The 23240-nt window shown below is 50.5% G+C and carries 23 protein-coding genes; 8 read left to right on the plus strand and 15 right to left on the minus strand.

Features of this window, described 5'->3' with window-relative positions; translation table 11 throughout:
* Positions 1–46: 46 nt before the first annotated feature.
* Genes ACFMKP_RS17630 through ACFMKP_RS17640 form a run of 3 tightly spaced genes read left to right on the plus strand, consistent with a single transcriptional unit; the run spans position 47 to position 3686 of the window.
* Entirely contained in the window at positions 47–2266 is a 2220-nt protein-coding gene (locus ACFMKP_RS17630; protein ID WP_382293634.1) for a hypothetical protein, read from the plus strand.
* Positions 2266–3060 carry a GNAT family N-acetyltransferase gene (locus ACFMKP_RS17635; RefSeq protein WP_382293636.1) on the plus strand — a complete coding sequence of 265 codons (795 nt, stop codon included), beginning with the start codon at positions 2266–2268 and terminating at the stop codon, positions 3058–3060. Before ACFMKP_RS17630 ends, ACFMKP_RS17635 begins: the two co-directional genes overlap by 1 nt.
* Before the next feature lie 26 nt (positions 3061–3086).
* Positions 3087–3686, plus strand: coding sequence for a biotin transporter BioY (locus ACFMKP_RS17640; protein ID WP_382293638.1), 600 nt, complete (start codon positions 3087–3089; stop codon positions 3684–3686).
* A 53-nt stretch (positions 3687–3739) separates the two neighbouring features.
* Here the strand turns inward: ACFMKP_RS17640 and ACFMKP_RS17645 are convergent, their stop codons facing one another.
* From ACFMKP_RS17645 to ACFMKP_RS17695, 11 genes are all read right to left on the minus strand, one after another.
* A complete protein-coding gene (locus ACFMKP_RS17645) occupies positions 3740–3985 on the minus strand; it encodes a hypothetical protein (RefSeq protein WP_054534274.1) in 246 nt (81 codons plus the stop codon).
* Positions 3986–4431: 446 nt separating this feature from the next.
* Positions 4432–4824, minus strand: a complete 393-nt coding sequence (locus tag ACFMKP_RS17650) for a DUF779 domain-containing protein (protein WP_382293640.1) — start codon at positions 4822–4824, stop codon at positions 4432–4434.
* A gap of 70 nt (positions 4825–4894) precedes the next feature.
* A complete protein-coding gene (locus ACFMKP_RS17655) occupies positions 4895–6415 on the minus strand; it encodes an aldehyde dehydrogenase family protein (RefSeq protein ID WP_382293642.1) in 1521 nt (506 codons plus the stop codon).
* Positions 6416–6945: 530 nt separating this feature from the next.
* Positions 6946–7788, minus strand: coding sequence for a response regulator (locus ACFMKP_RS17660; protein ID WP_382293644.1), 843 nt, complete (start codon positions 7786–7788; stop codon positions 6946–6948).
* On the minus strand, positions 7785–9047 hold the full coding sequence (locus tag ACFMKP_RS17665; protein WP_382293646.1) for a sensor histidine kinase: 1263 nt from the start codon (positions 9045–9047) through the stop codon (positions 7785–7787). Before ACFMKP_RS17665 ends, ACFMKP_RS17660 begins: the two co-directional genes overlap by 4 nt.
* Complete coding sequence (locus ACFMKP_RS17670; RefSeq protein WP_382293648.1) at positions 9028–9345, minus strand: hypothetical protein; 318 nt, start codon at positions 9343–9345, stop codon at positions 9028–9030. The genes ACFMKP_RS17665 and ACFMKP_RS17670 overlap by 20 nt, the downstream gene beginning before the upstream one ends.
* 221 nt (positions 9346–9566) lie before the next feature.
* Complete coding sequence (locus tag ACFMKP_RS17675) at positions 9567–11657, minus strand: metallophosphoesterase (protein WP_382293649.1); 2091 nt, start codon at positions 11655–11657, stop codon at positions 9567–9569.
* A 104-nt stretch (positions 11658–11761) separates the two neighbouring features.
* Positions 11762–12055: a hypothetical protein gene (locus ACFMKP_RS17680; protein WP_382293651.1), complete on the minus strand. Its 294-nt coding sequence runs from the start codon at positions 12053–12055 to the stop codon at positions 11762–11764.
* A 24-nt stretch (positions 12056–12079) separates the two neighbouring features.
* The gene (locus tag ACFMKP_RS17685; protein ID WP_382293653.1) at positions 12080–12547 is read right to left on the minus strand and encodes a hypothetical protein; all 468 of its coding nucleotides are present in this window, start codon (positions 12545–12547) and stop codon (positions 12080–12082) included.
* Positions 12547–13554, minus strand: coding sequence for a hypothetical protein (locus tag ACFMKP_RS17690; RefSeq protein ID WP_382293655.1), 1008 nt, complete (start codon positions 13552–13554; stop codon positions 12547–12549). Before ACFMKP_RS17690 ends, ACFMKP_RS17685 begins: the two co-directional genes overlap by 1 nt.
* Positions 13555–13689: 135 nt before the next feature.
* On the minus strand, positions 13690–14946 hold the full coding sequence (locus ACFMKP_RS17695) for a glycosyl hydrolase family 18 protein (protein WP_382293656.1): 1257 nt from the start codon (positions 14944–14946) through the stop codon (positions 13690–13692).
* A gap of 446 nt (positions 14947–15392) precedes the next feature.
* Between ACFMKP_RS17695 and acs the strand changes: the two genes are divergently transcribed.
* Entirely contained in the window at positions 15393–17354 is a 1962-nt protein-coding gene (acs, locus tag ACFMKP_RS17700) for an acetate--CoA ligase (protein ID WP_382293658.1), read from the plus strand.
* Between the two features lie 74 nt (positions 17355–17428).
* On the opposite strand, the gene ACFMKP_RS17705 is transcribed toward acs, so the two are convergent.
* Positions 17429–18103, minus strand: coding sequence for a DUF4397 domain-containing protein (locus tag ACFMKP_RS17705; RefSeq protein WP_382293660.1), 675 nt, complete (start codon positions 18101–18103; stop codon positions 17429–17431).
* Between the two features lie 249 nt (positions 18104–18352).
* Between ACFMKP_RS17705 and ACFMKP_RS17710 the strand changes: the two genes are divergently transcribed.
* Positions 18353–18793 (plus strand): YccF domain-containing protein, encoded by a 441-nt coding sequence (locus tag ACFMKP_RS17710; protein WP_382293662.1) that lies wholly within the window; start codon positions 18353–18355, stop codon positions 18791–18793.
* A 219-nt stretch (positions 18794–19012) separates the two neighbouring features.
* On the opposite strand, the gene ACFMKP_RS17715 is transcribed toward ACFMKP_RS17710, so the two are convergent.
* A complete protein-coding gene (locus ACFMKP_RS17715) occupies positions 19013–19225 on the minus strand; it encodes a hypothetical protein (RefSeq protein WP_382293664.1) in 213 nt (70 codons plus the stop codon).
* A 204-nt stretch (positions 19226–19429) separates the two neighbouring features.
* Between ACFMKP_RS17715 and ACFMKP_RS17720 the strand changes: the two genes are divergently transcribed.
* The 3 genes from ACFMKP_RS17720 (at position 19430) to ACFMKP_RS17730 (ending at position 20574) form a co-directional block, all read left to right on the plus strand.
* Positions 19430–19810 (plus strand): hypothetical protein, encoded by a 381-nt coding sequence (locus ACFMKP_RS17720; RefSeq protein WP_382293665.1) that lies wholly within the window; start codon positions 19430–19432, stop codon positions 19808–19810.
* A gap of 131 nt (positions 19811–19941) precedes the next feature.
* Complete coding sequence (locus ACFMKP_RS17725; protein WP_382293667.1) at positions 19942–20088, plus strand: hypothetical protein; 147 nt, start codon at positions 19942–19944, stop codon at positions 20086–20088.
* A gap of 72 nt (positions 20089–20160) precedes the next feature.
* Positions 20161–20574: a hypothetical protein gene (locus ACFMKP_RS17730; protein ID WP_382293669.1), complete on the plus strand. Its 414-nt coding sequence runs from the start codon at positions 20161–20163 to the stop codon at positions 20572–20574.
* Positions 20575–20657: 83 nt separating this feature from the next.
* Here ACFMKP_RS17730 and ACFMKP_RS17735 read toward each other — a convergent pair whose 3' ends face one another.
* Together ACFMKP_RS17735 and ACFMKP_RS17740 are read right to left on the minus strand one after the other, a co-directional pair.
* Complete coding sequence (locus ACFMKP_RS17735) at positions 20658–21698, minus strand: glycosyltransferase family 4 protein (protein ID WP_382293671.1); 1041 nt, start codon at positions 21696–21698, stop codon at positions 20658–20660.
* A gap of 24 nt (positions 21699–21722) precedes the next feature.
* On the minus strand, positions 21723–23183 hold the full coding sequence (locus ACFMKP_RS17740; RefSeq protein ID WP_382293673.1) for a protein kinase: 1461 nt from the start codon (positions 23181–23183) through the stop codon (positions 21723–21725).
* Positions 23184–23240: the final 57 nt, after the last annotated feature.

Consider the following 23240-nt stretch of genomic DNA (forward strand, 5'->3'; position numbering starts at 1 on the left):
TATAGTTGCAGCGATTCCCCGTTCTTTTTGCAGAAGGAGCGCAACGATGCGAAATGTTCAATTACGCATTCTATTGCTTGTTGGGCTGATAGTCGGTTTAAGTGGCGGATTAGGGCTGCGTCGGCCAGTTGTTCATGCTGTGCCAAGCGCAACCAGCCAGCTTCAGCCGCCACCAGCCAGAGTTGCGGTGACGACCCGTAGTTTTGATAATGCCCGCACTGGAACGACCGCTGCCGAGCAATTGCTTGCGCCAACCAATGTTGTCTCAAATACGTTTGGTAAATTGTTTAGCCGCACAGTTGATGGCCAGATTTATGCCCAACCCTTGTATGTGCCTGATCTCGCGATGCCTGGGGTTGGGGTTCGCAACGTAGTGTTGGTGGCAACTCAGAAGAACAATGTTTATGCGTTTGATGCTGATGATCCGGCCATGAGCCAGCCGTTGTGGTCGCTCAACTTGGGCCAATTTGCCACCAGCAGCCTGCGCGAATTTGGCACGCGCTACAATGGTGGTGTGTATCAAGATATTAAACCGTATGTTGGGATTACTGGCTCGCCAGTAATTGACCCTGCGACGAATACCCTCTATGTTGTGCCATTTATTCGTTTGGGAGCTTATCAATATCAGCATCGCATGGTTGCGATCAATATTTTAACTGGCGCAATTATTCAATCGACGAATATTCAAGGCTCAGTGCCAGGCGATGGTAATGATGCAAACCCCAACGATGGTTTGGTGGTATTCGATAGCCGCCAGCATTTGCAACGATCGTCGTTATTGCTTGATGGCAATCGGGTGTATGTGGCGTTTGCTGGCTATGCAGATACCGATCCCTACCATGGCTGGGTTTTTGGCTACAACAAAACCACGCTCCAACGCGAGTTGATCTATAACACAACCCCGCAAAAAGAAGTTACTTCGCAGCCAAACGCTGCCAACGATGGCGAAGGCGGCATTTGGATGAGCGGCCAAGGCTTAACCAGCGATGGTCAAGGCAACTTGTATCTTTCGATTGGCAATGGCAGCTGGAACGCCAATTTGCCGAATGGCCGCGATTATGGCTCGTCGGTCAGCAAATTGAACATTAGCAATCCGCTCACGCCAACTGTCCAAACTTGGTTTACGCCGTATGATTACAAAACGCTCAACACCAACGATACCGACCTTGGTACAACTGGCGCAATCCTCATTCCGAATACGAATGTGATGATTGCAGGCAGCAAGGGCGGCAAAATCTATGTCTTCAATCGCAATGATATGGGTGGTTTAGGGGTTCAACAAGGCACAACTGGCTTTGATAAACCAGTGGCAGGTAAGTTTTATCAGAGCTTCAAGCCGCATGGTGGCTCTGGCTTTCGTGGGATTTTTGGCTCGCCAGTGGTTTGGGCTGCTGGTGGCTCGACAGGCACGCGCATGTTTGTGTGGCCAGTCAATGCGCCATTGAAAGCCTTTCAATTCAGCACCACTCAACCCTTGACCCCAAGCTTTATTACCACGCCTGTGGCAACCAGCACCCTACAAACCGTCTCGATGCCTGGTGGGGTGATGTCGTTGTCGTGGAATGGCACGAATGCCAATACGGGCATTGTTTGGGCCACTCACTCGACTGGCGGCAGCGCCAATACGACCACCCAGCCTGGTGTGCTGCGCGCCTACAACGCCTTGACCTTGCAAGAAACTTGGAATAGCAACCAAATTGCGAGCCGCGATGCGATGGGCAATTTGGCCAAATTCAACACGCCGTTGGTTGCTGATGGCAAAGTTATTGTTGGCACCTTCTCGGTTGATAGCATTACCAACACCGATAAATTGGTGGTTTATGGCCATTTGGCTCCGCGAATTGTGCGCGAACCAGTTGATACGACCGTTTCGTTTGGCCAAAATGCCAGCCTGAACGTGACCGCAACTGGAGCTGCCAACCTGAGCTATCAATGGTATCTTGGCGCAACTGGCGATACCAGCAACCCAATTGCTGGCGCGACTTCGCCAATTCTGACCTTAACCAATGTCCAAAGCAATCGCCAAGTTTGGGTGCGGGTTTCCAATGCGCAAGGCAATGTTGCGAGTATTACCGCCAGCGTGATGGTAACGAATATTCCAACCAACACCCCGACGAATACATTAACGCCAACCAATACCAGTACGCCAACCAATACACCGACCATTACCAATACGCCAACTCCAAGTAACACGCCAACGATTACCAACACCCCAGTGGTCAGTCAATGGCGGGTTTGGTTGCCAATGACAATTCGAGGTCAATAATGCTGCTTGATCGTCAATTGGCGGCTCAGCTTGAGGCTGCCGATGCGCATAACTTGCGCCACTACACAACCGCAGTTGGCCAAATTGTGCCAGCGAGTAATGCAAGCTCAGCCTTGATTGGCGATGCTACAGCTTGCTACACTGGCCCCGACTTGCCGATTAATCGGGCGGTTGGGGCTGGCAGCCAACAGCAATGGGATGCTGAGCTTTTTGGCGAATTAGCAGCGTTTTATCATCAACGCCAGCTACCAGTAAGCCTAGAATTAACCCCATTTTGCGACCCTAGCCTGCAAGCTCTTTTGGCTTTGGGCAATTATCGGATTAGTCGTTGGTGGAGTGTGCTGACTTTTGACATGCTGCGTTATACCCCTTTTAGCCCAAGTAGTGTACAATCGCGCATAATCGCAGCTGAACAACGCCACCTGTGGGTTGAGGCAATGACTGAGCGTGGTCAGAGTAGCCCGATGGGCATTACGATGGCCAATGCAGCAGCCGCGCGCAGCGATAGCCAGCTTTTTGGGGCGTGGCTTGATGATGAGCTGATTGGCTGTGGTGCGCTGAGCATCAATGGCGAGGTTGCGACGCTGTTTTCAACCTTTGTTAGCCCAGCTTGGCGGCGACGTGGTGCCCAAACCAGCCTGATTGCCGCGCGTTTGGCCTATGCCAAGGCCCAGGGCTGTCGTTGGGCAACGGTGCTGACCATCAGCGGCAGCGATTCGCAACGGATTGTAACGCGAGCCGGCTTTGCGCTTGCCTACAATAAAGTAACGCTAGAAGAGCAACGAGGATCGTAGACAATCTATCTAGGAGGAAGCTGCACATGTATCGTGTGGAATCGGTAGCGGAACGACAAACCTTGGCCGATCTTGGGCGAAGCAAATCACTTGGACGTGATCTTGCGCTGATTGTCGGGTTCAGTTTGTTTGTTGCCCTCACCGCTCAAATTGCTATTCCGTTGCCTTGGACCCCCGTGCCAATTACGGGCCAAACCTTGGGTGTGCTGTTGACGGGAGCGATTTTGGGGCCACGGCGTGGCGCTTTGGCAATTTTACTCTATCTGGTCGAAGGCTTGGCGGGTATGCCAGTATTTGCTGGGATGAACAGTGGTTTGGCTCGATTGCTTGGCCCAACTGGCGGCTATCTGATGGCCTTGCCATTTGCTGCTACCTTGGTTGGTTGGCTGGCCCAACGCGGCTGGGATCGCCGGGTTCCAACGGCCTTGGCCATGTTTGGGTTTGGCAACCTAATTATTTATGCAATTGGGGCATCGTGGCTGCATATTTATAAAGATACCTTTGGCCAAATCAGCGTTATGTGGGCAGGGGTTTATCCCTTCTTGTTGGGCGATGCGCTGAAGATTGTGGTTGCAGCCTTGGTTTTGCCTGGGGCATGGGCCTTATTTGGGCGTAACGAACGCTAAGTTTAGGCAATTAAACAACAACCCGGCTGAATCTACTTCAGCCGGGTTGGCATTTAACGGCGGAACATGCCGAAAAAGCTGCTTTTTGGTTGGAGCTTGTGCATTAGCATCAGCCGATATTGGCCCCAATCGCCGGGATCGCGCTCGATGCGCAAATCGTAATGCTGGTTGATATAGACTGGGCCATATTCGTTGTTGGCCGATTGGCTCAAGCCACGTTTGGAGCCTTCCTCTTTAAGTCGCTCGACGATTGGTGCAAGTTCTACGCCTTGCATCAAGATTTCACGCTTCACGTTCATCTCAAGAACTCCTTGGTTATTTGAATATGTAGATATGAATTGAAGAATGCCGTTGTAGTTTGTATCCTATCATGGTGTGCAAGAGCTATGCCAGAACCATTCGTCCTGCGCAACGATGCAACGTAGTAAGAAGGATGAAGGATGAAGGATGAGGGATGAAATAAAAGGCAAAAGTCAGAAGTCAAAAAGAACAAGGGGTCAGGGATCGGGGGTCAGGGATCGGCATTTAACGCAGCGGCGCAGAGGATAGAATGGCTATGGGCTATAGGCTATAGGCTATCGGGCATTTGTTGGTAATGTCAAAAGCACATAGCCCATAACCTCATCTTCGTGTTCTTTGTGTCCTTCGTGGATCAAAAAATTAACCTTCGCGATCTTCGCGGTTTCTGACCCTTCGTGGCTCAAAATCCTATGTTCTATGTTCTATGCTCTATGTTCTTTGCTCTTTACTCGTGCTGTGGGCCGCGTAGGGGTGGGCCTGCCGCTTGCAATTCCGCATGTTCTGCATCGCTAAACACCCGTGAACGAGTTAAAAAGCGCACGCCTTCGGGAGCTTCGACCGAAAAGCCACTGCCGCGACCCTTAACCACATCGATTGTTAATTGGGTGTGCTGCCAGTATTCAAATTGCGGCCCGCTGATATAAAACGGGCAGCCAGCAATCTCGCCAAGATACACATCGTGCTGACCAACCCGAAATTCTTTGCGCGGATAACACATTGGCGCACTGCCATCGCAACAACCACCAGATTGATGAAACATGAGTGGCCCATGCAATTGGCTGAGTTTGTCAATTAACGCTGTAGTTTGTTCGGTAGCAAGCACTCGTTCAACTGACATGATCTAGCTCCTTGTTGCGTTGGCAGCACTACCGCAGGTTTTGGGCTTGCGGTAGTGCGCCGTTTGGGATTTAGAAGAAGCCCATTGGATTCGGATCGTAGCTGACCAACAAGTTTTTGACTTGTTGATAGTGATTGAGCATCATCTTATGATTTTCGCGGCCAATCCCCGATTGTTTGTAACCACCAAATGCAGCATGGGCAGGGTACAAGTGGTAGCAGTTAGTCCAGACGCGGCCAGCTTGAATCGCTCTACCCATGCGGTAGGCGGTGTTCATATCGCGTGTCCACAAACCAGCGCCCAAGCCATACAACGTATCGTTGGCAATGCTCAGCGCATCGTCAAAATCATCGAACGATGTTACTGAAACCACAGGCCCGAAAATTTCTTCTTGGAAGATGCGCATGCGGTTGTTGCCAGCAAAAATCGTTGGCTGAATGTAATAGCCTTCGGCAAGATCGCCGCTCATTTCAGCTTTGGCTCCGCCAACCAAGGCCTTAGCCCCTTCGTCGCGGCCAATCGCCAAGTAGGATAAGATTTTTTCGTATTGATCGTTTGAGGCTTGTGCGCCAACCATTGTAGCTGGATCAAGCGGGTTGCCCTGAACGCAGCGTTTGGTGCGCTCAACGGCTCGTTCTAAAAACTCACCATAAATTGATTTTTGAATTAATGCCCGTGATGGACAGGTACAAACTTCGCCTTGATTGAGCGCAAACATCGTAAAGCCTTCGAGTGCTTTATCAACAAAGGCATCTTGTTTGCTCAAGACATCCTCGAAGAAGATGTTGGGCGATTTGCCGCCAAGCTCAAGGGTTACAGGAATAATATTTTCTGAGGCATATTGCATAATCAAGCGGCCTGTGGTGGTTTCGCCGGTAAAAGCAATTTTGGCAATTCGATTGCTGCTTGCCAAGGGCTTGCCAGCTTCGATGCCAAAGCCATTGACTACGTTTACCACGCCTGGTGGCAGCAAATCGCCGATCAATTCCATTAATACGAGAATTGTCGTGGGCGTTTGCTCTGCTGGTTTGATCACAACACAATTGCCAGCAGCCAGCGCTGGGGCCAATTTCCAAGTTGCCATCAAAATTGGGAAATTCCAAGGGATAATTTGGCCAACCACGCCCAATGGCTCGTAAAAATGGTAGGCAATCGTATTTTCATCGACGGTGGCAGCGGTGCCTTCTTGGGCTCGAATTGCCCCAGCGAAGTAGCGGAAGTGATCAATCGCCAGTGGCATGTCGGCGGCGAGCGTTTCGCGCACTGGCTTGCCATTTTCCCATGTTTCAGCGACTGCCAACAGCTCAAGATTGGCTTCCATGCGGTCGGCAATCTTATTCAGAATGTTGGCTCGTTCTGCTGGTGAGGTTTTACCCCAAGCAGCTTTGGCAGCGTGAGCCGCATCGAGCGCTTTTTCGATGTCTTCGGCGGTAGAACGTGGAACTTCACAGAACGGCTTGCCATTGACTGGGGTGATGTTTTCGAAATACATGCCCTTGACTGGTTCGACAAACTCGCCATTGATGTAGTTGCCATAACGCGACTTAAAACTGACCTTACTGCCCGGCTGATTGGGATTGGTGTAGACCACAGTGTCCTCCAATAGCATGTTTCAAGCTTGGGCCAACATGGGTGGGGGATGTTCCAAAACCAGAGGTGAAGCGTTTCCAAACGTCGTGTTCCTATCATATCACAAAAGTCAAAAGGCAAAAGTCAGAAGGCAAAAAGAGAATAGGGCTACTGGCTGGAGGCTATGTGTAATGGTTTATTGCGTTAACGACGGTTTGCCCCCTCACCTCCTAGCCCCCTCTTCCGAACGCGGGCGAGGGGAACCACGAAAACAGTGCTCCCCCTCGCCCGCGTTCAGTGGGAGAGGGGCTGGGGGTGAGGGCATGAATCTCGTTGCCAACCTAATGAACCAGTATAGTTATGGGCTATCGGGCAATTTGTGGCGAAAAAGCGGCTCATTTTTAATGCAGAGGCGCAGAGCATGTATGGCTATGGGGTATGAGGCTTTGGGCTTTGGGCTATTGGAACATAATCACAATAATCTGTGTAATCTGTGGCAAAAAAACGTGCCTCGTGCTCTTCGCGGTTTCCAAACTTACTATGCTCTATGTTCTATGCTCTTGCTTCAGCCAAAATACGGTAGAGCTGGCTAATCGCTTCTTTGCGGCGGCGATAATATTCGCTTTTCGAGAGGTGTAGGTGCTCTGCTTGGGCTTGCGGAGCCTGTAAATGCACAAATTCGCCCTCTAAAATCGTCAAGGTTTCCAGCACATTCAATTGCATCGCCTCGCGAATAACGCTGGCAATTTTGGCTTGGGTTTGCAGCCCGCGTTGATAATCACTAGCGATATGCGGAAACAAATAGTTGGCCAAATGGCTTGCTCCAAGCCCGACCAACCCTTGCCGATGCAGTTGCAGCAGCGCCTTGGTCAGATCTTCTTCGTTCAAGGCTGGGCTTGGAGTTGGTGCAAGCAGCCGCAGCCGCAAAATATTCAGCAAGGCTTGGCTGCCAATTGGCGCTTGTTGGCTGCTTGCTGCCAGCGCTTGCTCGATTCGTTGCGCTAAATCTGGCGTGGCTGGCTTTTCAAGCACTGCATCACAGCCAAAGGCAATTGCCGTTTGATGAACTTCACTAGCACTCAACGCAGTCAAGGCCACAATTGCTAGTTGCGGCAAACTGCCATTGGCGATCTGAATTTGCAATTGCAAGGCTAAATTTGCCCCCGCCAACGACGATGCAACCACCTGCTGAAGCGCTGGATCATTGGGTAAATTCAGGTCGAGCAGCAACAGAATTTGGCTTGGCTGATAGATGGTCAAGACGTGCTGTAATTGCTCGGTCGCTTGTTTGCTCGAACGCGCCATGCTGGTTTGATAGCCAGCTGCTTGTAAATAGCGCGCCGCCAGCTGGCGATCGACCGCTAAATCATCAACAATAATGCAATACTTGCTCATTCAATATCCTGTGGAAAACGCATATGCAGCGTGCAGCCGATTGCTGAATCGAGCACATGTAAGGTTGCTGCTGCTTGCGTGAGCATTTGCTGCACTTGCTTCAAGCCCAAGCCTTGGCTGATTGGGCTGAAATCGCCACGATTAAGCGCTGTGCGTAAATCTGGATGCATTCCCGCGCCATCATCGCTGATTTCGATCACCAAATGGTCGTTGTGCTGAAAACTGCGAATAACGACCTGCTGTTGGCAACGGCTCAAACTATTATCAAGCAAATTAAACAACGCCCGCTCAAATTGCTCACCATCGGCCACAATCTGGCTGCCAGCGGCGATTTCAATGCTTACATTGGCGATAGGTTCGGTGTAGTAGGCTGCCAAACCGTTGATTGCTGGTTGGAGTTGATTCAAACATTGCTGAAGGTCGATCCTTGTAAGGTTGGCGCGTTGGGTTGCCAATTGTTGGCGTGCTTGATCAAGCAAATTGTTAAGTTGGCGCTCGACCCGTTGGGTTGCAGCCAAGGCTGGCTGGATTGTTGGGCTGGTGGTTGGTTGCTCAAAGGCCAAATGGTGGAGCAAGCCTTGGACGCTTTTGAGGGGCTGGCGCAAATCGTGTTTGAGCAAACTAAGCTGTTGCACATGCTGCTGCAAATCGTGAAGTTGTTGCTGCATGCTGGTTCGTTGTTCTACCAACTGAGTCGTTTGGAAATGTTGCTGGCTGGCATAGCGCAAGGTTTGGCGCGAAACAAGACCAATTGCGCTGCACATCAACATAATGCTCAGCACCACAATTATCACCAATACCCATTCGTTGAAGATAATTAAGTGGCCTGCTGCCAGATAATTCAGGCCGATCAAGCCACTGCTATAGCCCAAAACCTGCCAAAATGGCATGACTACTGCAAAACCACAGACTGCAAATAATTCAAAAATCAGCACATTCGGCGACCGCATAGCATACGCTAAACTTGCATTATGGATAATTGCAATCAGCATGCTTGCATGCCACGCCCAATTAATCTGTTTACGCTGTAGCAACCACCAAACCAGCACCGGATTGAGCAGACTGCGAGCGAGGTGTAAGCCAAAAACCGCCATTGATTGCTGCTGATTGATTACAGCCAAGCCAAGCACAAGGGTAAATGGCAACGCAAGCCCACACGCCAGCAGCGTGATGAGCACTATTAGCCGCCGCTTATGATGCGCAAGCAATTGCTGATAGTGCTGCTGAATCTGTGGCTCGTCAAGGCTTGGCTGAATCATAACCAATTCGCGATTTAAGCAAGCTTACCATTGCATGATAATCGTAATCAAACAGCCAACCAAAACAGCAAAACAGCATAAAGCTATTGAGCAAGCTGCTTATGATTAATGCTCCTGGCTCAAATGGCAGCAAATAAGCCACAATGCTATGCAAAAAATCAATACAACCTACGATTAATAGCCCAATCAGCCCAAATACGAGCAGCTTGAGCAAGCCTTGTGGACGAAGATTATATATCAAGATCCACGCAGTTAATAGCGCAACCACCGCATGAATTGGCCATTGATGACTCAGCATTGGCTTACCAACGTTCGATCATTAATTGCAGCACCAAACAGCTAAATAGCCCTAGCCCGCAACCTAAGCCAATGATGATTATGGGCCAAAAAAGCCGCTTAGCCTCAGGATCAAACTTCAACACCATTCACTCCTCGACTAGCTCCTCAGCACTTTGCTCAACCCTAGTTTACTCAAATTTGGTTGAATTTGGTTGTGCTTTTTCCCAAGTTTTTCCCAAGCTAAATTGCTAAGATGCTGGCTGGGCTAGGCACGAGATCGCGGCTAACTACCCGCTCGTTAGCGCGGTCGGGGGCTAAAATATCGATCGGTTCTTGCGGTTCGAGCTTATTTTCAGGCCCAGTCGTAAACCACGGCGTGATCCGCAAGCGCCAGCCATTCAGGGTTTCATCAACATTAAAGGTTAGCAAGCTTTGCAAAAGTGGCGCGCGATCGTGGTTCAGCGCATTGGTGTAGCCAAGATTGAGGATGTTTGGCTCTTGGCCAACTAACCAGCGCCGCAAGCCCCAAACTTGATTTTCGACCTCGATTTTGCCGTTGAATTTGGCCCGCAATTGTTGGGCGGTGGGAAAAACTTCGCGCAACATCACTTGATCCACAATTTCTTGATCATCGTCGCGATAGACAAAGCGCGATTCCAAGGGTGTCATGCCGCTGGGCGTGTGCCAATGTAAATCGACTGGCTTGCTGAGGTACGCGCCACCACCGCCATTAACAAAGTGGTGGGCAATATGTTGGGTTCCGCGCAAGGTGATATAGCGCGATTCATAATGTTGGTAGGCGTGGGTATCGCCGCCAATAACCACGTGGGTTTCATAGCGCCGCAACAACTCATACAACTGCCGCATGCCAGGGTGATCGGCAAAGGCTCCATTGACATACAATGGCTCGCTGAGCACAACCGCGATAATTTTTTGCTGGTTGAAGGCTGCCAGCAAGCAACTTTCTAACCATTCCAATTGAATCTCATCGACATTGCCAATGCAGCCTGTATCGACCGCCAACAACACAAATGGCACGGGATCGAAGCTTAATTCAAAAAATGGCAAGCGTTGCTGGGTTTGGGGTTCGTTAAGGTCGCCACCAAGCCTAGTTAGCCCGTAGCGCTCGCGCAAACTTCGCACTTCGTTCCAGCGCAATTGGCCCCACGGATAGCCATAGCGCGCCCAAGGCCCAGTTTTGAGCGCTTTGGCCCATTGTTGCAGCTGCGGGTCGCGGCTATCGACGTGGGCGGCAGCATAACCAAAATTCAGCATCAAGCCTTTTAAATCGTTGTACCAATCGTGATTCCCCGCCAAGCCGTAGATTAAGGGTGGCGTTTCGCTTTGGCTGGCATAAGGCCGATAGAGCGTGCGCTCATAATCCATCAACTCGCCCGCTGGGTACACAATATCCGAGCTGAGAATTGTAAAGGTTGGGTAGGCAGGATTGGCTGGGCCTTGTTGGGCGAGGCGGCTATCTTCGCTGACAATTGGTGGGGCAATCTGCGATTCGTCGCCCTCGCCCGGGTCGCCAATCACGGCGAAGGTAAAGCCACGTTGCGGGTTTTGCACAGGCTTGATTCGTGCAGCTTTGGCCACATCACGCGCTGCTTTGCTGCCCACAATATGCTCGATATAGGCCATGCGCACGGTATCAGCCAAATCGCTTTCGGCCCATGGTGGCACGCCCCAACGCGGCATTAACGTATATTTCAAATGCGGCAACAAGGTGCGCCAGTTGGGTGGGTCAATCCACGAGAAGCTGCCACTTTTGAGCAACCGCCGCACCACATAGAAGCCCAAATAATAAATTGTTAGCAAAACAGACAAGGTTGCCAGCAATTCAACCCAATTTTTAATCGCGTCGATAAAGCGCGTTTCGCTATCCAAGATGCGGGCTGGCACCAACAACAGCTCTAAAATAATCGCAATGCCGCTGACTGTAAGCAGCACCATACATAAAAATTGCACCACCAGCAAGACCCCGCCGATGTAGCTTGATGGTGAGCGATCGCCAGCCCGCAAGCGGCGACGTAGCTCGCGGTAGAGCGTCAGCAAGCCCATAATTGCCAAGGAGCTAGCAATAACCGTTCGTAGTTGCGGAAAGGGCAGCAAGGCCAAGGTGAGCATTGTTGTGCTGACTGCAAAGACTTTAATCAGCAACAACGCCGCTCCAGCAAACTCCATCATCATAATTCTGCGATGGGCCCAGTGCGAGGTTTCGATCCAAATTAAACTAAGGACTAAGATTGTTGTGATGATCAAATAGGTGCGGGCCGAGCTGGGCATGCCCAACGCCACCAGATAATCAGCAATTGTTCCAAGTAGCATAATTCACCTCATCACAACATCTTTGGGGAACGATTTGATTGATTCAAGTATCCCTGCTTGGGCTGATTTTTCCAAGCAGGGATGATTGCAATTGACTAACAAACTTAGCGTGATTTTTCTTTGGCGAGGCGTTCGTTGCCACGTTTGAAGTTGCCAGTAATTTTGGCCATCACCAGCTGGGCGGCCTCGCCTTCAAGGTTGGCGATGTTGGCGAGAAAACGCTGGGCTTTGGGTCCGCTCAAAATCATCACTTGTTTGCCATACCAGCTAATAAAAACTTTGCCCGCTTTGCTGACAGAATAATCGAAGGCTTCGGCTTCGACGGCGTTAAGTTTGCGTGGGGATGGTTCTTCGTTCGCTTCCAAATCAAATGCTTCTGGCTCGATTGGTTCGCTCAAGGTTGGCGACTCCTTCGCAAAAAATTAGCGTCGGCGCACTTCGGGCGGAATTGCCGCAAGCCAACCAAGCTGAACTACTGCCCATAAACCTAACAGAATAGCTTCGGCTGCATCGTGGCGCAATGAGGTGGGGCGTGGTGCATCCGACCATTCGATAACGCGGCGGGCTAGTTCATCGGCAACGGCTTTGGCTTGCTCTCCAGTGCGTTGCTCACGAGCATATAACAAGGTGGCGCGCCAGACCTCAGCACTTGTACGGATCAACTCTAGGTCACGGCGGGTAGCTTCGCGCTCCCAAACATCAGCAATTTGGCCGCCGCCTTCAAGCACCAACACGCTTAAATCGCTAATTTCGGCCAATTGGCCACTGCTGCCTTTGCGCAAACGTGCCAACGAACCATAGTTATGCGAACGATACCACACCAGTTTGCCTTCGCGGTTGTAGCATGCAAATCCGGTGCGAATGCCTAAATCAACCGCGAGTAAACTCATTAGCGTTCTCCAAAACTATCGCCGCGCTGCGGGTTGCTCAGCTCTTGGTTGTAGGCATCAAGCCCACCAATCGCCCGTTGCAAATGGCCATCGGCCTCTTGCAAGCGCAAGGCAGCGCGGTTAGCAATTGCCACGTTATAGTTGGTATAGTATTCCAAAATATCATCAAACGCAGCTTGTTCTAATTGCAGGCCTTGTTTGTATTCGTCGTGAATTTCGGCCAAAATAGCGGGCGCTTTGATGCGCTCCAAATCGGTGTAGGCTTGGCGCACAACATCGCGATAGCGTTTGGCGGCCTCAATTTGCTCGGTTGCCACAGTCGATCGATCGCTGGTTTCGCGATAGCTGGTCGCTGCTTGATCGAGGTGCTGGCGAATTTCGCCAACTTGGCTCAAATAACGCAACAGCTCTGCTTGATTAATTTCCGAGGCCGCAACCACCGCCTGTGCATCAGGCTGATTGGGGTTGGCTAGTGCGAGAATTGGCGTAACTTCTGGCAAGGGCTGAGCTTTAGCCATTGCCAGCATCACCCCAGTAAAGCTAATTGCCAAAATTAAGGCAACCAAGGACGCTACCCGGACGACTTTGCCGCTGCGTTCAGAATCGCGCCATTCTTGCCACCAAGCTTTTTCAACCGCCGGAGCCGCTTCTGCCGCTCGCTCCTCGACGGTGGGAATGCTAATTTGCTGCAAGGCGCTTGGTGGCTTGGGTGTGGTAATGCTGGCAGCTTTGGTTTGCTGTTGTTGCTGAATCCAGGCTAAGCCTTTGCGGGCTTGTTGATTGTCGGGGTTGATTTTGAGCGCCGATTGCAAACAAAATTCTACATCACGCTGCTCGTCGAGCACCCCGCTCAGCCAAAGCCATGCCTGCTCATGACGTGGGTCAAGCTGAACTGCCTTGGTCAACAAACCAGCAGCAATCCGGCGTTGACCGCCGCGCGCCGCCGCCAAACCACGCTCATACAAGCGCTGCGCCTCAACACTGTAGGTTGTAATGCCTTGTTCCATAATCCTCTGTAGGGATGAAGGATGAAGTATGAGGGATGAACTTTATCCTTCAAGATTAATAGATTGAGAAATGATGCAGAAGTAATAAGCTTAACCGAATGTTTCATCCTTCATAGCTCATCCTTCATCCTTTGCTTAATGGCCTGGAATATAGCGATTGATTGAGCGTTGCACGATCAACGGATCTTGCTTTAACGATTCGCGAATGTAAGTCCAGTTTTGGGGATCTTCGCTGCCCAAGCGCCAAATTGCAATCCCAGCTAAATCGTTTTCGCGAATCATTTCCATTTTGGCGGTCAGCGAACGATAATTCGAAAACCAGACCGTTCGTCCAGCGTAGCTAAATGTTGATTCTTGCACTTGCTGGCCGCCATCTTCTTCGACCAAGCGAATTTGGGGCTGGTAGGCTGCCTTAATTTCTTCGACCTCGGTATAGGTGCGCGCAATGCCAAAGCCGCCATTATTTGGCCAATCGTAGGCATAAAACGAAATGCCAATTTGAATCTTGCTGGGGTCGACTTGGGTTTTGGCATATTCGGCGACTGCTTTGACCCAGAACATCGGCGCAATTGGGCCTGGTTCTGAGCCACGCCAGCTATAATCGTAGGTCATAATCCGCAAGCGATCGACCACTTTGCCCAAATCAGCATAATTTTGGTAATCGGGGCGGCCTGTGTGGGCATGCACAGCCACGGTCAGCAATTTATTTTCTGCATGCAGCGCTGCGCCCAATTCAGTCATAAAGGCAGTAAATTCATCTTCATAATCAAGCGAAAGCGATTCATAATCAATGTCGATGCCATCGTAGCCATAGGTCCGCACTTCTTCCATAATAATTTTGATGTGGTTGGTGCGACTTTCTGGCGTAGCCAAGGCCACCGATGCAGCTTCCAAATCTTCAATATTATGAATGGTTGGAATGATCAGCACATTATTTTCTTTGGCAATTTGCACCAATTCTGCATCGCGCGAGCCAACATCGGCGATCAGCGTGCCATCAGGTCGCACGCCATACCAAAACGGGCTGACCTCATCGAGAATATCTTTATTGGCCTCGAAGGTAGCGCGGGCTGCTTCTGCATCAAACGAGGTTGGCAGCCAAGCAGCGACATAGCGGCCAGTTTTGGGGTGCACGCCGCGTACATCGTTGGCGCTCGCAGGCAGCTCAGAGCCACCTTGGCCATCGGCAACCGTGTTTGGCAACGGCTGCAAGGTTGGCGCAACGAAGGTCGGCATCGGCAGGGCGGTTGATGTTGGGCGGGGTAGCAGGGCTTGGGCGGCGGCATCGGCGGCGCGGTTATGTTTGATTCGTAAATCAATAAACTGCCAGAGAAAGACGATCCAAACCAAAATCCCGATTGCCACTGCCCCACGAAAAAGATGACGAAACATAACAATTCACTCGATCAAAGAAATGCTTAGCAAAAGACCAACCAAAGTATAACCGATTAAACATGGCTTTCCAAGAAAAGCTAGATTAAAGGCAGAAGTCAGAAGTCAAAATTCAAAAGGCAAAAGGCAGAAGAACATAGAACATAGCTGTAATGGTACATTGGATTGGCAACTAAGGACATGCCCTCACCCCCAGCCCCTCGCCCACTGAACGCGGGCGAGGGGAGCCCTGATTCAGCGGTTCCCCCTCGCCTCGCTGGCGGGAGAGGGGGCTAGGGGGTGAGGGCATCAGGCGGTGGTTAACCGCATGTACCAATAGCCAATAGCCCAAAGCCAATAGCCCTGAACCCTCGTCCGTTTTGACACGAACCGATCATCAAGGCTACAATTGAGCCAGACCTCGCACTTGTCCCGCCGCTTGTGAGTAATAATTAGGAGGCATCTCAATGACTGAGAATGCTGCACCAACCACTGTTGGGCAATTTTCGGCAAGCAACGCCGCTGAATCAGCACTCTACTACCCACCTGCTGCCTTAGTTGAAAACTCGAACGTGATGGCCTATGCCCGCGAAAAGGGCTTCGCCGATGCCGAAGCTATGCGTCAATGGTCGATTGATAACTATCAGGAATTCTGGGCCGACATGGCAACTCGCCTTGTCGATTGGTATGTGCCGTTTAGCAAGGTGCTCGACGATAGCAAAGCGCCCTTCTATCAATGGTTCAACGATGGCAAAATCAACATCGTGCACAATGCGCTTGATCGCCACGTTAAAACTTGGCGCAAAAACAAGTTGGCCTTGATTTGGGAAAGCGAAAAGGGTGACAATAAAACCTATAGCTATTGGCAATTGTTCAAGCGCGTTAACAAATTTGCCAATGTGCTCAAATCAATGGGCGTTAAAAAAGGCGATACCGTCACAATTTATCTGCCACGGATTCCCGAAATTGTGATTGCAATGCTGGCATGTGCCAAAATTGGTGCAATGCATAGTGTCGTCTATGGTGGTTTTAGCGTCGAAGCGCTGCAAACCCGCATCCAAGATGCTCAATCGCGGGTGGTGATTACTGCCGACGGCGGCTATATGAACGGCAAAGTTATTGAGCTGAAGAAGATAACCGACGATGCGATTAAGCACTCGCCAGTTGTCGAAATTGTGATTGTGGTCAAACGCACTGGCCACGAGGTCGAAATGCAGCAAGGCCGCGATTTGTGGTACGAGGAATTGATGGCGCTGCCAATCGCCTCGCCCAAATGCGAAACCGAGCAACTTGATGCAGAACATCCCTTGTATATGCTCTATACCTCAGGTACGACCGGCACACCTAAAGGCTTGGTGCATACCCATGGTGGCTATCAAGTTGGGGTTGCAACGACGCTCCACTTTAATCTTGACATAAAAGAAGATGATGTCTATTGGTGTGCCGCTGATCCTGGTTGGGTGACTGGCCACTCCTACATTGTTTATGGCCCGCTGATGCTTGGGGCAACCCAAGTGATGTATGAAGGCGCGCCAACCTTTCCCTTCCCCAATCGCTGGTGGAATATCGTTGAGCGCTATGGCGTGACCGTACTCTACACCGCGCCAACTGCGATTCGCGGCTTGATGCGCTTCGGCGAGGCTTGGCCGAATCGTCATGATCTGAGTTCGTTGCGTTTGCTTGGTTCGGTTGGCGAGCCGATTAATCCCGAAGCATGGCGCTGGTATCATCGGGTAATTGGCCGCAACAATTGCCCAATTATGGATACTTGGTGGCAAACTGAAACCGGCAGTATGATGATTACGCCCAATCCAACCACGCCACTCAAGCCAGGCTCGGGCACCCGTTCATCGTTTGGCATCGATGCTGATGTGGTCAACGAACAAGGCGAGCATGCCAGCGATGATGAAGATGGCTTGTTGATTATTCGCAATCCATGGCCTTCGATGTTGCGCACCATCTACAACAATCCTGATCGCTATATCGAACAATATTGGAGCCGCATTCCAGGCGTATACACTGCTGGCGATTCTGCGCGCAAAGATGAAGATGGCTATTTCTGGGTCATTGGTCGGATCGACGATGTGATCAAGGTTTCAGGCTATCGGCTGGGCACTGCTGAAGTCGAATCGGCCTTAGTTTCGCATCCAGCAGTGGTCGAAGCTGCTGCGATTGGCCTGCCACACGAAGTTAAGGGCAACGCCATCCACACCTATGTGATTCTCAAAAATGGCTATGAAGCCAACCAAGATCTCGAAGATACCTTGATTGCCCACGTTGGCAAGATGATGGGGCCAATTGCGCGGCCCGAAAATGTGCAATTCGTGGCCAGCTTGCCCAAAACCCGCTCAGGCAAGATTATGCGCCGCGTGCTCAAAGCCCGTGCCTTGGGCCTGCCCGAAGGCGATTTAAGCACCCTCGAACAATAAAAAATAAGCCAGCCCGTGATCAAGCTGATCACGGGCTGGCTTATGTGTGTGTTGGTAGGAACCCCGCTGAAGGCTTATTTCACCATATCGACGCGTGATTGAACCCAGAAGTTTTTGCTAGCAAAGCCGCTTGCGACCAAGCTATAGCCCCAACCTGATTCAAAGCGCAAGGCTGGCGTGGTAAGCAAGACAGTTGAACTGCCTGCTGGGCTAATATCAAAGCTATAGCTGCCAGCTGGCACTTCTAAGGTAGCTGCATCGCCGAATTTAGCGCCTTTGACAACGATATTTTGCGTGCCTGCAATTTTAATATCGACGGCTGGTGCATCTGGTGAGCCGTGAATAACCCGCACGCGGCTCATGCCTGGTTTTGTCATCGAGAAATCATCATCATACACGTTGACATCAAAATTGCCCAAACCCAAGCTACCAACTGCTGCAACCGTACCAGTATAGCCACCTTCAACTGTTAATTTGGTTTCAAATACTGAAGCTGCAACACCTGCGCCAGCTGGAGCAATATCAATTGTATAGGTTCCATCTGGTAACGCCAATTGGCCGCTGAGTGCAAAGAATGGTACGCTGGTTAACACCGCTTTGCCATCGACAAAAATATCGACCGCTGGTGCATCCGGTGAGGCGTGCATAACCCGAACATAGTTCATCGTCGCAGCTTTGGTTGCTTGTGGGGTGCTTACGCCAAGAATTGCCAACAGTGCCAACGCGATAACCATACATCGTCGTAACATTCGAGAATCCTCCAAAAACAACAATCTTCAAGGAAACTGTTTTTACCTTGGCCCATCTCAACTCGTTATAGCGCTATTGTCTTGTTCTACGCGACCTGGTTTTGAATGGATGTATCGAAGATGTCAAAATTTGAGCAATTTTGCAAAATTGGCAAAAATTGCTTGAATTAAACTTCGATCATCCACATTTGTGCAGCTATCTATGCGCTATGCTACGTCCAAGCATTTTGAGTTAGAAAGGGAATCGCAATGAACTATCAACCACCAACCGTAATTATCCACAATGGTAATACTGGGCCGGGCTGTCTGATTCGCGGCATCTGGTTTATTTGTGTGGGTTTGTGGTTGGGTGCATTGGTGACAGGGCTGGCTTGGTTTCTGATCGTTAGCGTGATTGGCTTGCCGTTGGGTTTGATGTTGCTCAATCGGCTGCCCCAAATGATGACCTTGCGCCCAAACCCTGCTAATATGCCGCTGATTGTGGTTGCAAATGGTCAGGTTGTGATTGCGAATGGTCGCCCACAACAAGCGTTTATTGTGCGCGCCATTTACTTTGTGCTGGTTGGTTGGTGGCTGAGCGGCCTTTGGTTGGGCACTGCATGGGCGATTGCTGGCTTTACGTTTGGCTTGGGCCTGCCAATTGCCTTTTGGATGTTCAATCGCGTGCCTGCAATTACAACTCTTGGCTAAGCCTACGGAAAGGGAGCAGTTGTTAGGGGCTAGGGGCGAGTTGTAATGTTATATCACGTTAACCACGATCTAAGCTCCTCAGCCGTGGCTCGGGTGAAGGACTTAGATCGTAGTTCTGGTGCGATGGATGAAGAAACGTTCGGCTCCCCTCTCCCGCGTTTCAGTGGGAGAGGGGCTGGGGGTGAGGGCATGCCGTTGCTTGCCAATTTATGCTAGCTGCTACGCTCGCCCAACCAATGTTTTGAGATTTGCCCGCGTCACCTCAAGCTGTGGCGTGGGCAAATTGTGTTGCAGGCAATAGCTTTGTAATGCTGCCAGTGCTGCATCAAGCGCCGCGCCTGCACTTACCCCATAGCCAACAACTCCCGCAATTTGCGGACAGATTGCGCGAAATTGGCCAGCTTCGGCCCGAACGACAATTTCATAGTGCATTGAATAGCTCCTTCGATCATCAGTAAACAAATTTCCCAAATAGCTGATTAGCTCTTAATCCGGCACTGATAGTCCAACTTATTATTGCGCATACCTCGTTTAATGGTAAGGCCCAAAGTATGCAGCAACGATCTACTGAACAACTCTTGAGTAACTAAAACTCATGGGCGGCGTATAGTCTGGTAGTAAAAGAGTGTGAGGATTATGATGCAACTCGACCATTTAACCTCAAATGCAGTGCCTTTGGGGCTTAAATTAATTGGCTGGCGCTATTATCTGACTGCTGCGATGATTGTTTATAAAACCATTACTGAGTTTTCCAGTGCTGATTTCGGCACCCAATTATTTATTTGGCTGGTGTTTGGGGCGATAGCATGGCTCTTTGGGTGGGTTGGCAAGCACTTAATCCTGCAAAAAGCCGAAGCACGGCGCACGGCAGTGTTGTTTGAATCGTTGCGGATTGTTGCCTATGGGCTGAGCTTTTTCGTAGGCTGGACACTTTTAGGCCTCGTGGATTTTGGGTTGGCGATTATCAGCCTTTGGTATCTGACCCGCAATGAGATTATAGATTTGTGCAACCATTAACCAGCTTCCACGTATCTATCGACGAATATTTTTACCGACAGGAGAGAGTATGTATAAGGTTCCCGCAAACCAAATTGTCCGCCCCACTTGGCCTGAAAATAGTTGGTATTCGCTACGGTTTAGGAATGCTAATGATGGCAGCAGTCACGGTGATCATGGGCTTGGAGCTACAGTCTTGGCGCAGTGATACCTTCTTTATTCCATTGCTGTTATTGTTGGCGTGTGCCGGCATTGCTGCGTTGCGGTTATTTGGTATTTACGTCGTACCGAAACCTTAGATTATTTCTACGAAGCCTAATCATATTTATCGCACTGAGATTAAAACGTTACCTCACTAAGGAATGGTAGTTATGCAACAGATTCAACAAATACGCTATGGTAAGAAGCCGCTGGGATTAGTATTAATTGGTTTTATGTTTGCGGCTCGCGGGGCTTTGGCAGGAATGATGATGTTTATTTATGGGTTGCGACTTTTAGATATGGAGTATCAATATTTAGGCCCAATAGTGGTTATGCTGCCGTTTTTTGGGGTTGCTACGGTTTTCCATTTCAAAATTGCACAAGGTTTGTTTAATTTGCGCGAGAAAGCACGCAAGTGGGCAGTCATTGTTGAAGCTATTATTTTGGTTTGCTATGGCATCTATATGCGGTTTTTTGCCGAGCAAATAACCCTATGGACGATTATTGCTGCTTTGCTGACAATGTTAATTATGTGGTATTTATCGCGTGATAAAACGCGGGCATGGTTTGCGCCAAACAAATAAGCTGCGCAAGATTAAATTGAAAGCAGTAGCGCAAAACTACTGCTTTTTTGTTGCCCACTATTAGTTTATTGCTGATCAAGTAGTTAATTTGCGCCAAATAAGGCGCGGCGATAGACGGCCTCTAGCTCACGGGCTAGCACAGCATAGCCAAAATTGCTGACTACACGTTCGCGTGCTGCTTGGCCCATCTGTAAGCGGCGGGTTGGGTCTTCGCCCAGCTCCTGAATTGCTTGAACAAACGCTTGGACGTTATCCAATTCGCAGAGTAAGCCAGTTTCGCCATGGTTGACGACTTCGGGCAAGGCCGAGGCGTTGGTGGTGACGACAGGTCTGCCGCAAGCTCCTGCCTCTGCTGCGACGATGCCAAAGCCTTCAACCCGCGCTGGAAAGAGCAGCATATCGCACGAACGATAGGCAGCGATTAAGCCATCGCGGTCGGGCGTGCCGATGCGCACCATTTGCGGATGTGGCGGCGCTGCTTGCACGCCTTGAAATGATTCGGTGTAATACAACACATACTGCGGCCCAAGTTGGTCCATAATTTTTGGCAACAGATCAAAGCCTTTGCGCCGCGTGCGATTGCCTACAAACAGCAAACGAATTGGCGCTGGATGCTCAGGCAGATCATTGGTGCGCTCAAAATCGGGTGCTGGGGTAAAGGCTTCGGTGTCAATTCCATCGTAAATCACGGTTGTTGGGCGGTCGCCGTAGGTGCGGCGGGTTTGCTCCTGCGTGTAGCGGCTGACGCAGATTACCTCATCGGCCAAACGCACCGACAAGCCATCGTAAGTTTTTTCGACCAAGCGATAGAACAAGCGTTGTTGCGGCGAGCTGTAGGGTTGCAGCAAAGGGTCAGTCACAATGTGATGCATAGTAGTCACGAGCGGCAAACCTGGTGCGCGCAAGGCCCAAGCGCAACGCGAACGCCCTTGAACCAAATCATGGCCTTGCCACCAATTGCGGCCTAAGGCTAATTTTGCAGCCATGGGAGCGAAATTAAACAGGTGCGATAAACGGCGTAAGCTTGGCTGATGGCCAGCCCGTTGCATGGCACGGGTGATATTTTGAATGCCAATATCAACGCCGCCCTTGCCGAGCGGCGAGATGTACAGTGGCTTTAACATAATGTCTCTAATTCCTATTGCGGCTTAGGGCCTAGGAATGGCAACCGAGGCTCGAATCGTCACTTCATAGCGGATGCCACTAGCATCGGTGCCAATATTGCGTGGATTTCCGCCCACAAAGGTCAACGATGCCTCGTTGATTTTAGCAGCATTGCTAAATTCGGCAACTATTGCTTGGCGATATTGCTGCTTGAGTTGGTTGGCAATCTCTGTATCGGGTGTGCCTTCGGCAACACTCACTACAATATTTTTCTCAATCCAGCGATTGCTAGCTGCTTGTGGAATTGGCGTGACGCTGGCGGTTGGGCTTGAATTGAACAAATTGAGGATCTTTTGATCCATTCCAGGGATGCCGAGCGCCAACAACGCTCCCACAACCAGCAAGGTCAACAGCGGAATCCATGGGCGGAAGCGCTTTTGGGGTTTGGCATTTGGTTTGGTATTTGGCTTAGTGGGCAAGGGTTGGCTTTTGGCCTTTGGTTTGGGCTTGGTGCTGCTGGTTGGGGCAGCTTTTTGCGGTTGCGGAATTGCGCCAACGCTGGCGGCCATGGCTGGTTTTTGTGGTTTTTGCTCCAGAATGACGGTTGGCTGTGGTTTGGGCTTGGGCTTGGGCTTATGCAACGATTCCAAGGGCAAGGCTGCGCGAAAGGCCGCCGCGCTCTTCCAACGCTTGCTAATTTCCATCTCCAAGGCTACGCTGATCGCTTGGGCAGTGGCGACCGAAACTTTGGGTGCTAAGTCGCGCACTGATGGAAAGGAAAATGGCGCTTCATCACGCGGGTCGCGGCCAGTTAAAAGATGATGTAAGGTTGCGCCCAAGGCGTAAATATCCGATTGGGGCGTGGCTTGGCCTTGATATTGCTCAGGTGGCGAATAGCCAGGTGTGCCAATCAGCGTGCCACGTTCGTTGGGCTGAAACAATTTGGCGATGCCAAAATCGACAACTTTTACATTGCCAGTTTTGCGCTCGATCATAATATTCGAGGGCTTAACATCGCGGTAAATCAAGCGTCGTTCGTGCAAATAATCGAGTACATTGGCAATTTGCTCGGCCCAGCGCAAAACAGTTGGCTCATCAAATTGCTCGTTGGGTTGTTGGCGCTGCAAATCTTCTAAATCGTCGCCTTCGACAAAATCCATCGCGAGGTAATAGCGCCCGCCATGCAAAAAATCGCCATAGACATGGGGAATTTGGGGGTGCTTTAATTCGCGCAGAATCGAGGCTTCTTCTTTAAAGCGTTCAATCGCCTCATCGCGTTCGGCTTTATCGTTGAAACGATCGATCAACGATTTGAGCGCATAGCGTTTGCCGCTCTGATCGGTTGCTGCATAAACCGCTCCCATCCCGCCTTCTTTGATGGCACGGGTGATGCGGTAGCGATTGTTGAGAACTATATTATTGCCACATTGTTGGCAGAATTTGGCATCATTGCGATTATCGGTGCCACAGATTGGACACAACGTTCGCTCGTTTTCTATACTCATATCGATGGTTCCTTAGGCTCAGCACCCTTCCCTGTTGTATGCTACGCTATGCTGTGG

This window comes from Herpetosiphon sp. NSE202, from assembly GCF_042688385.1.
In the GTDB taxonomy this organism is placed as follows: Bacteria; Chloroflexota; Chloroflexia; order Chloroflexales; family Herpetosiphonaceae; genus Herpetosiphon.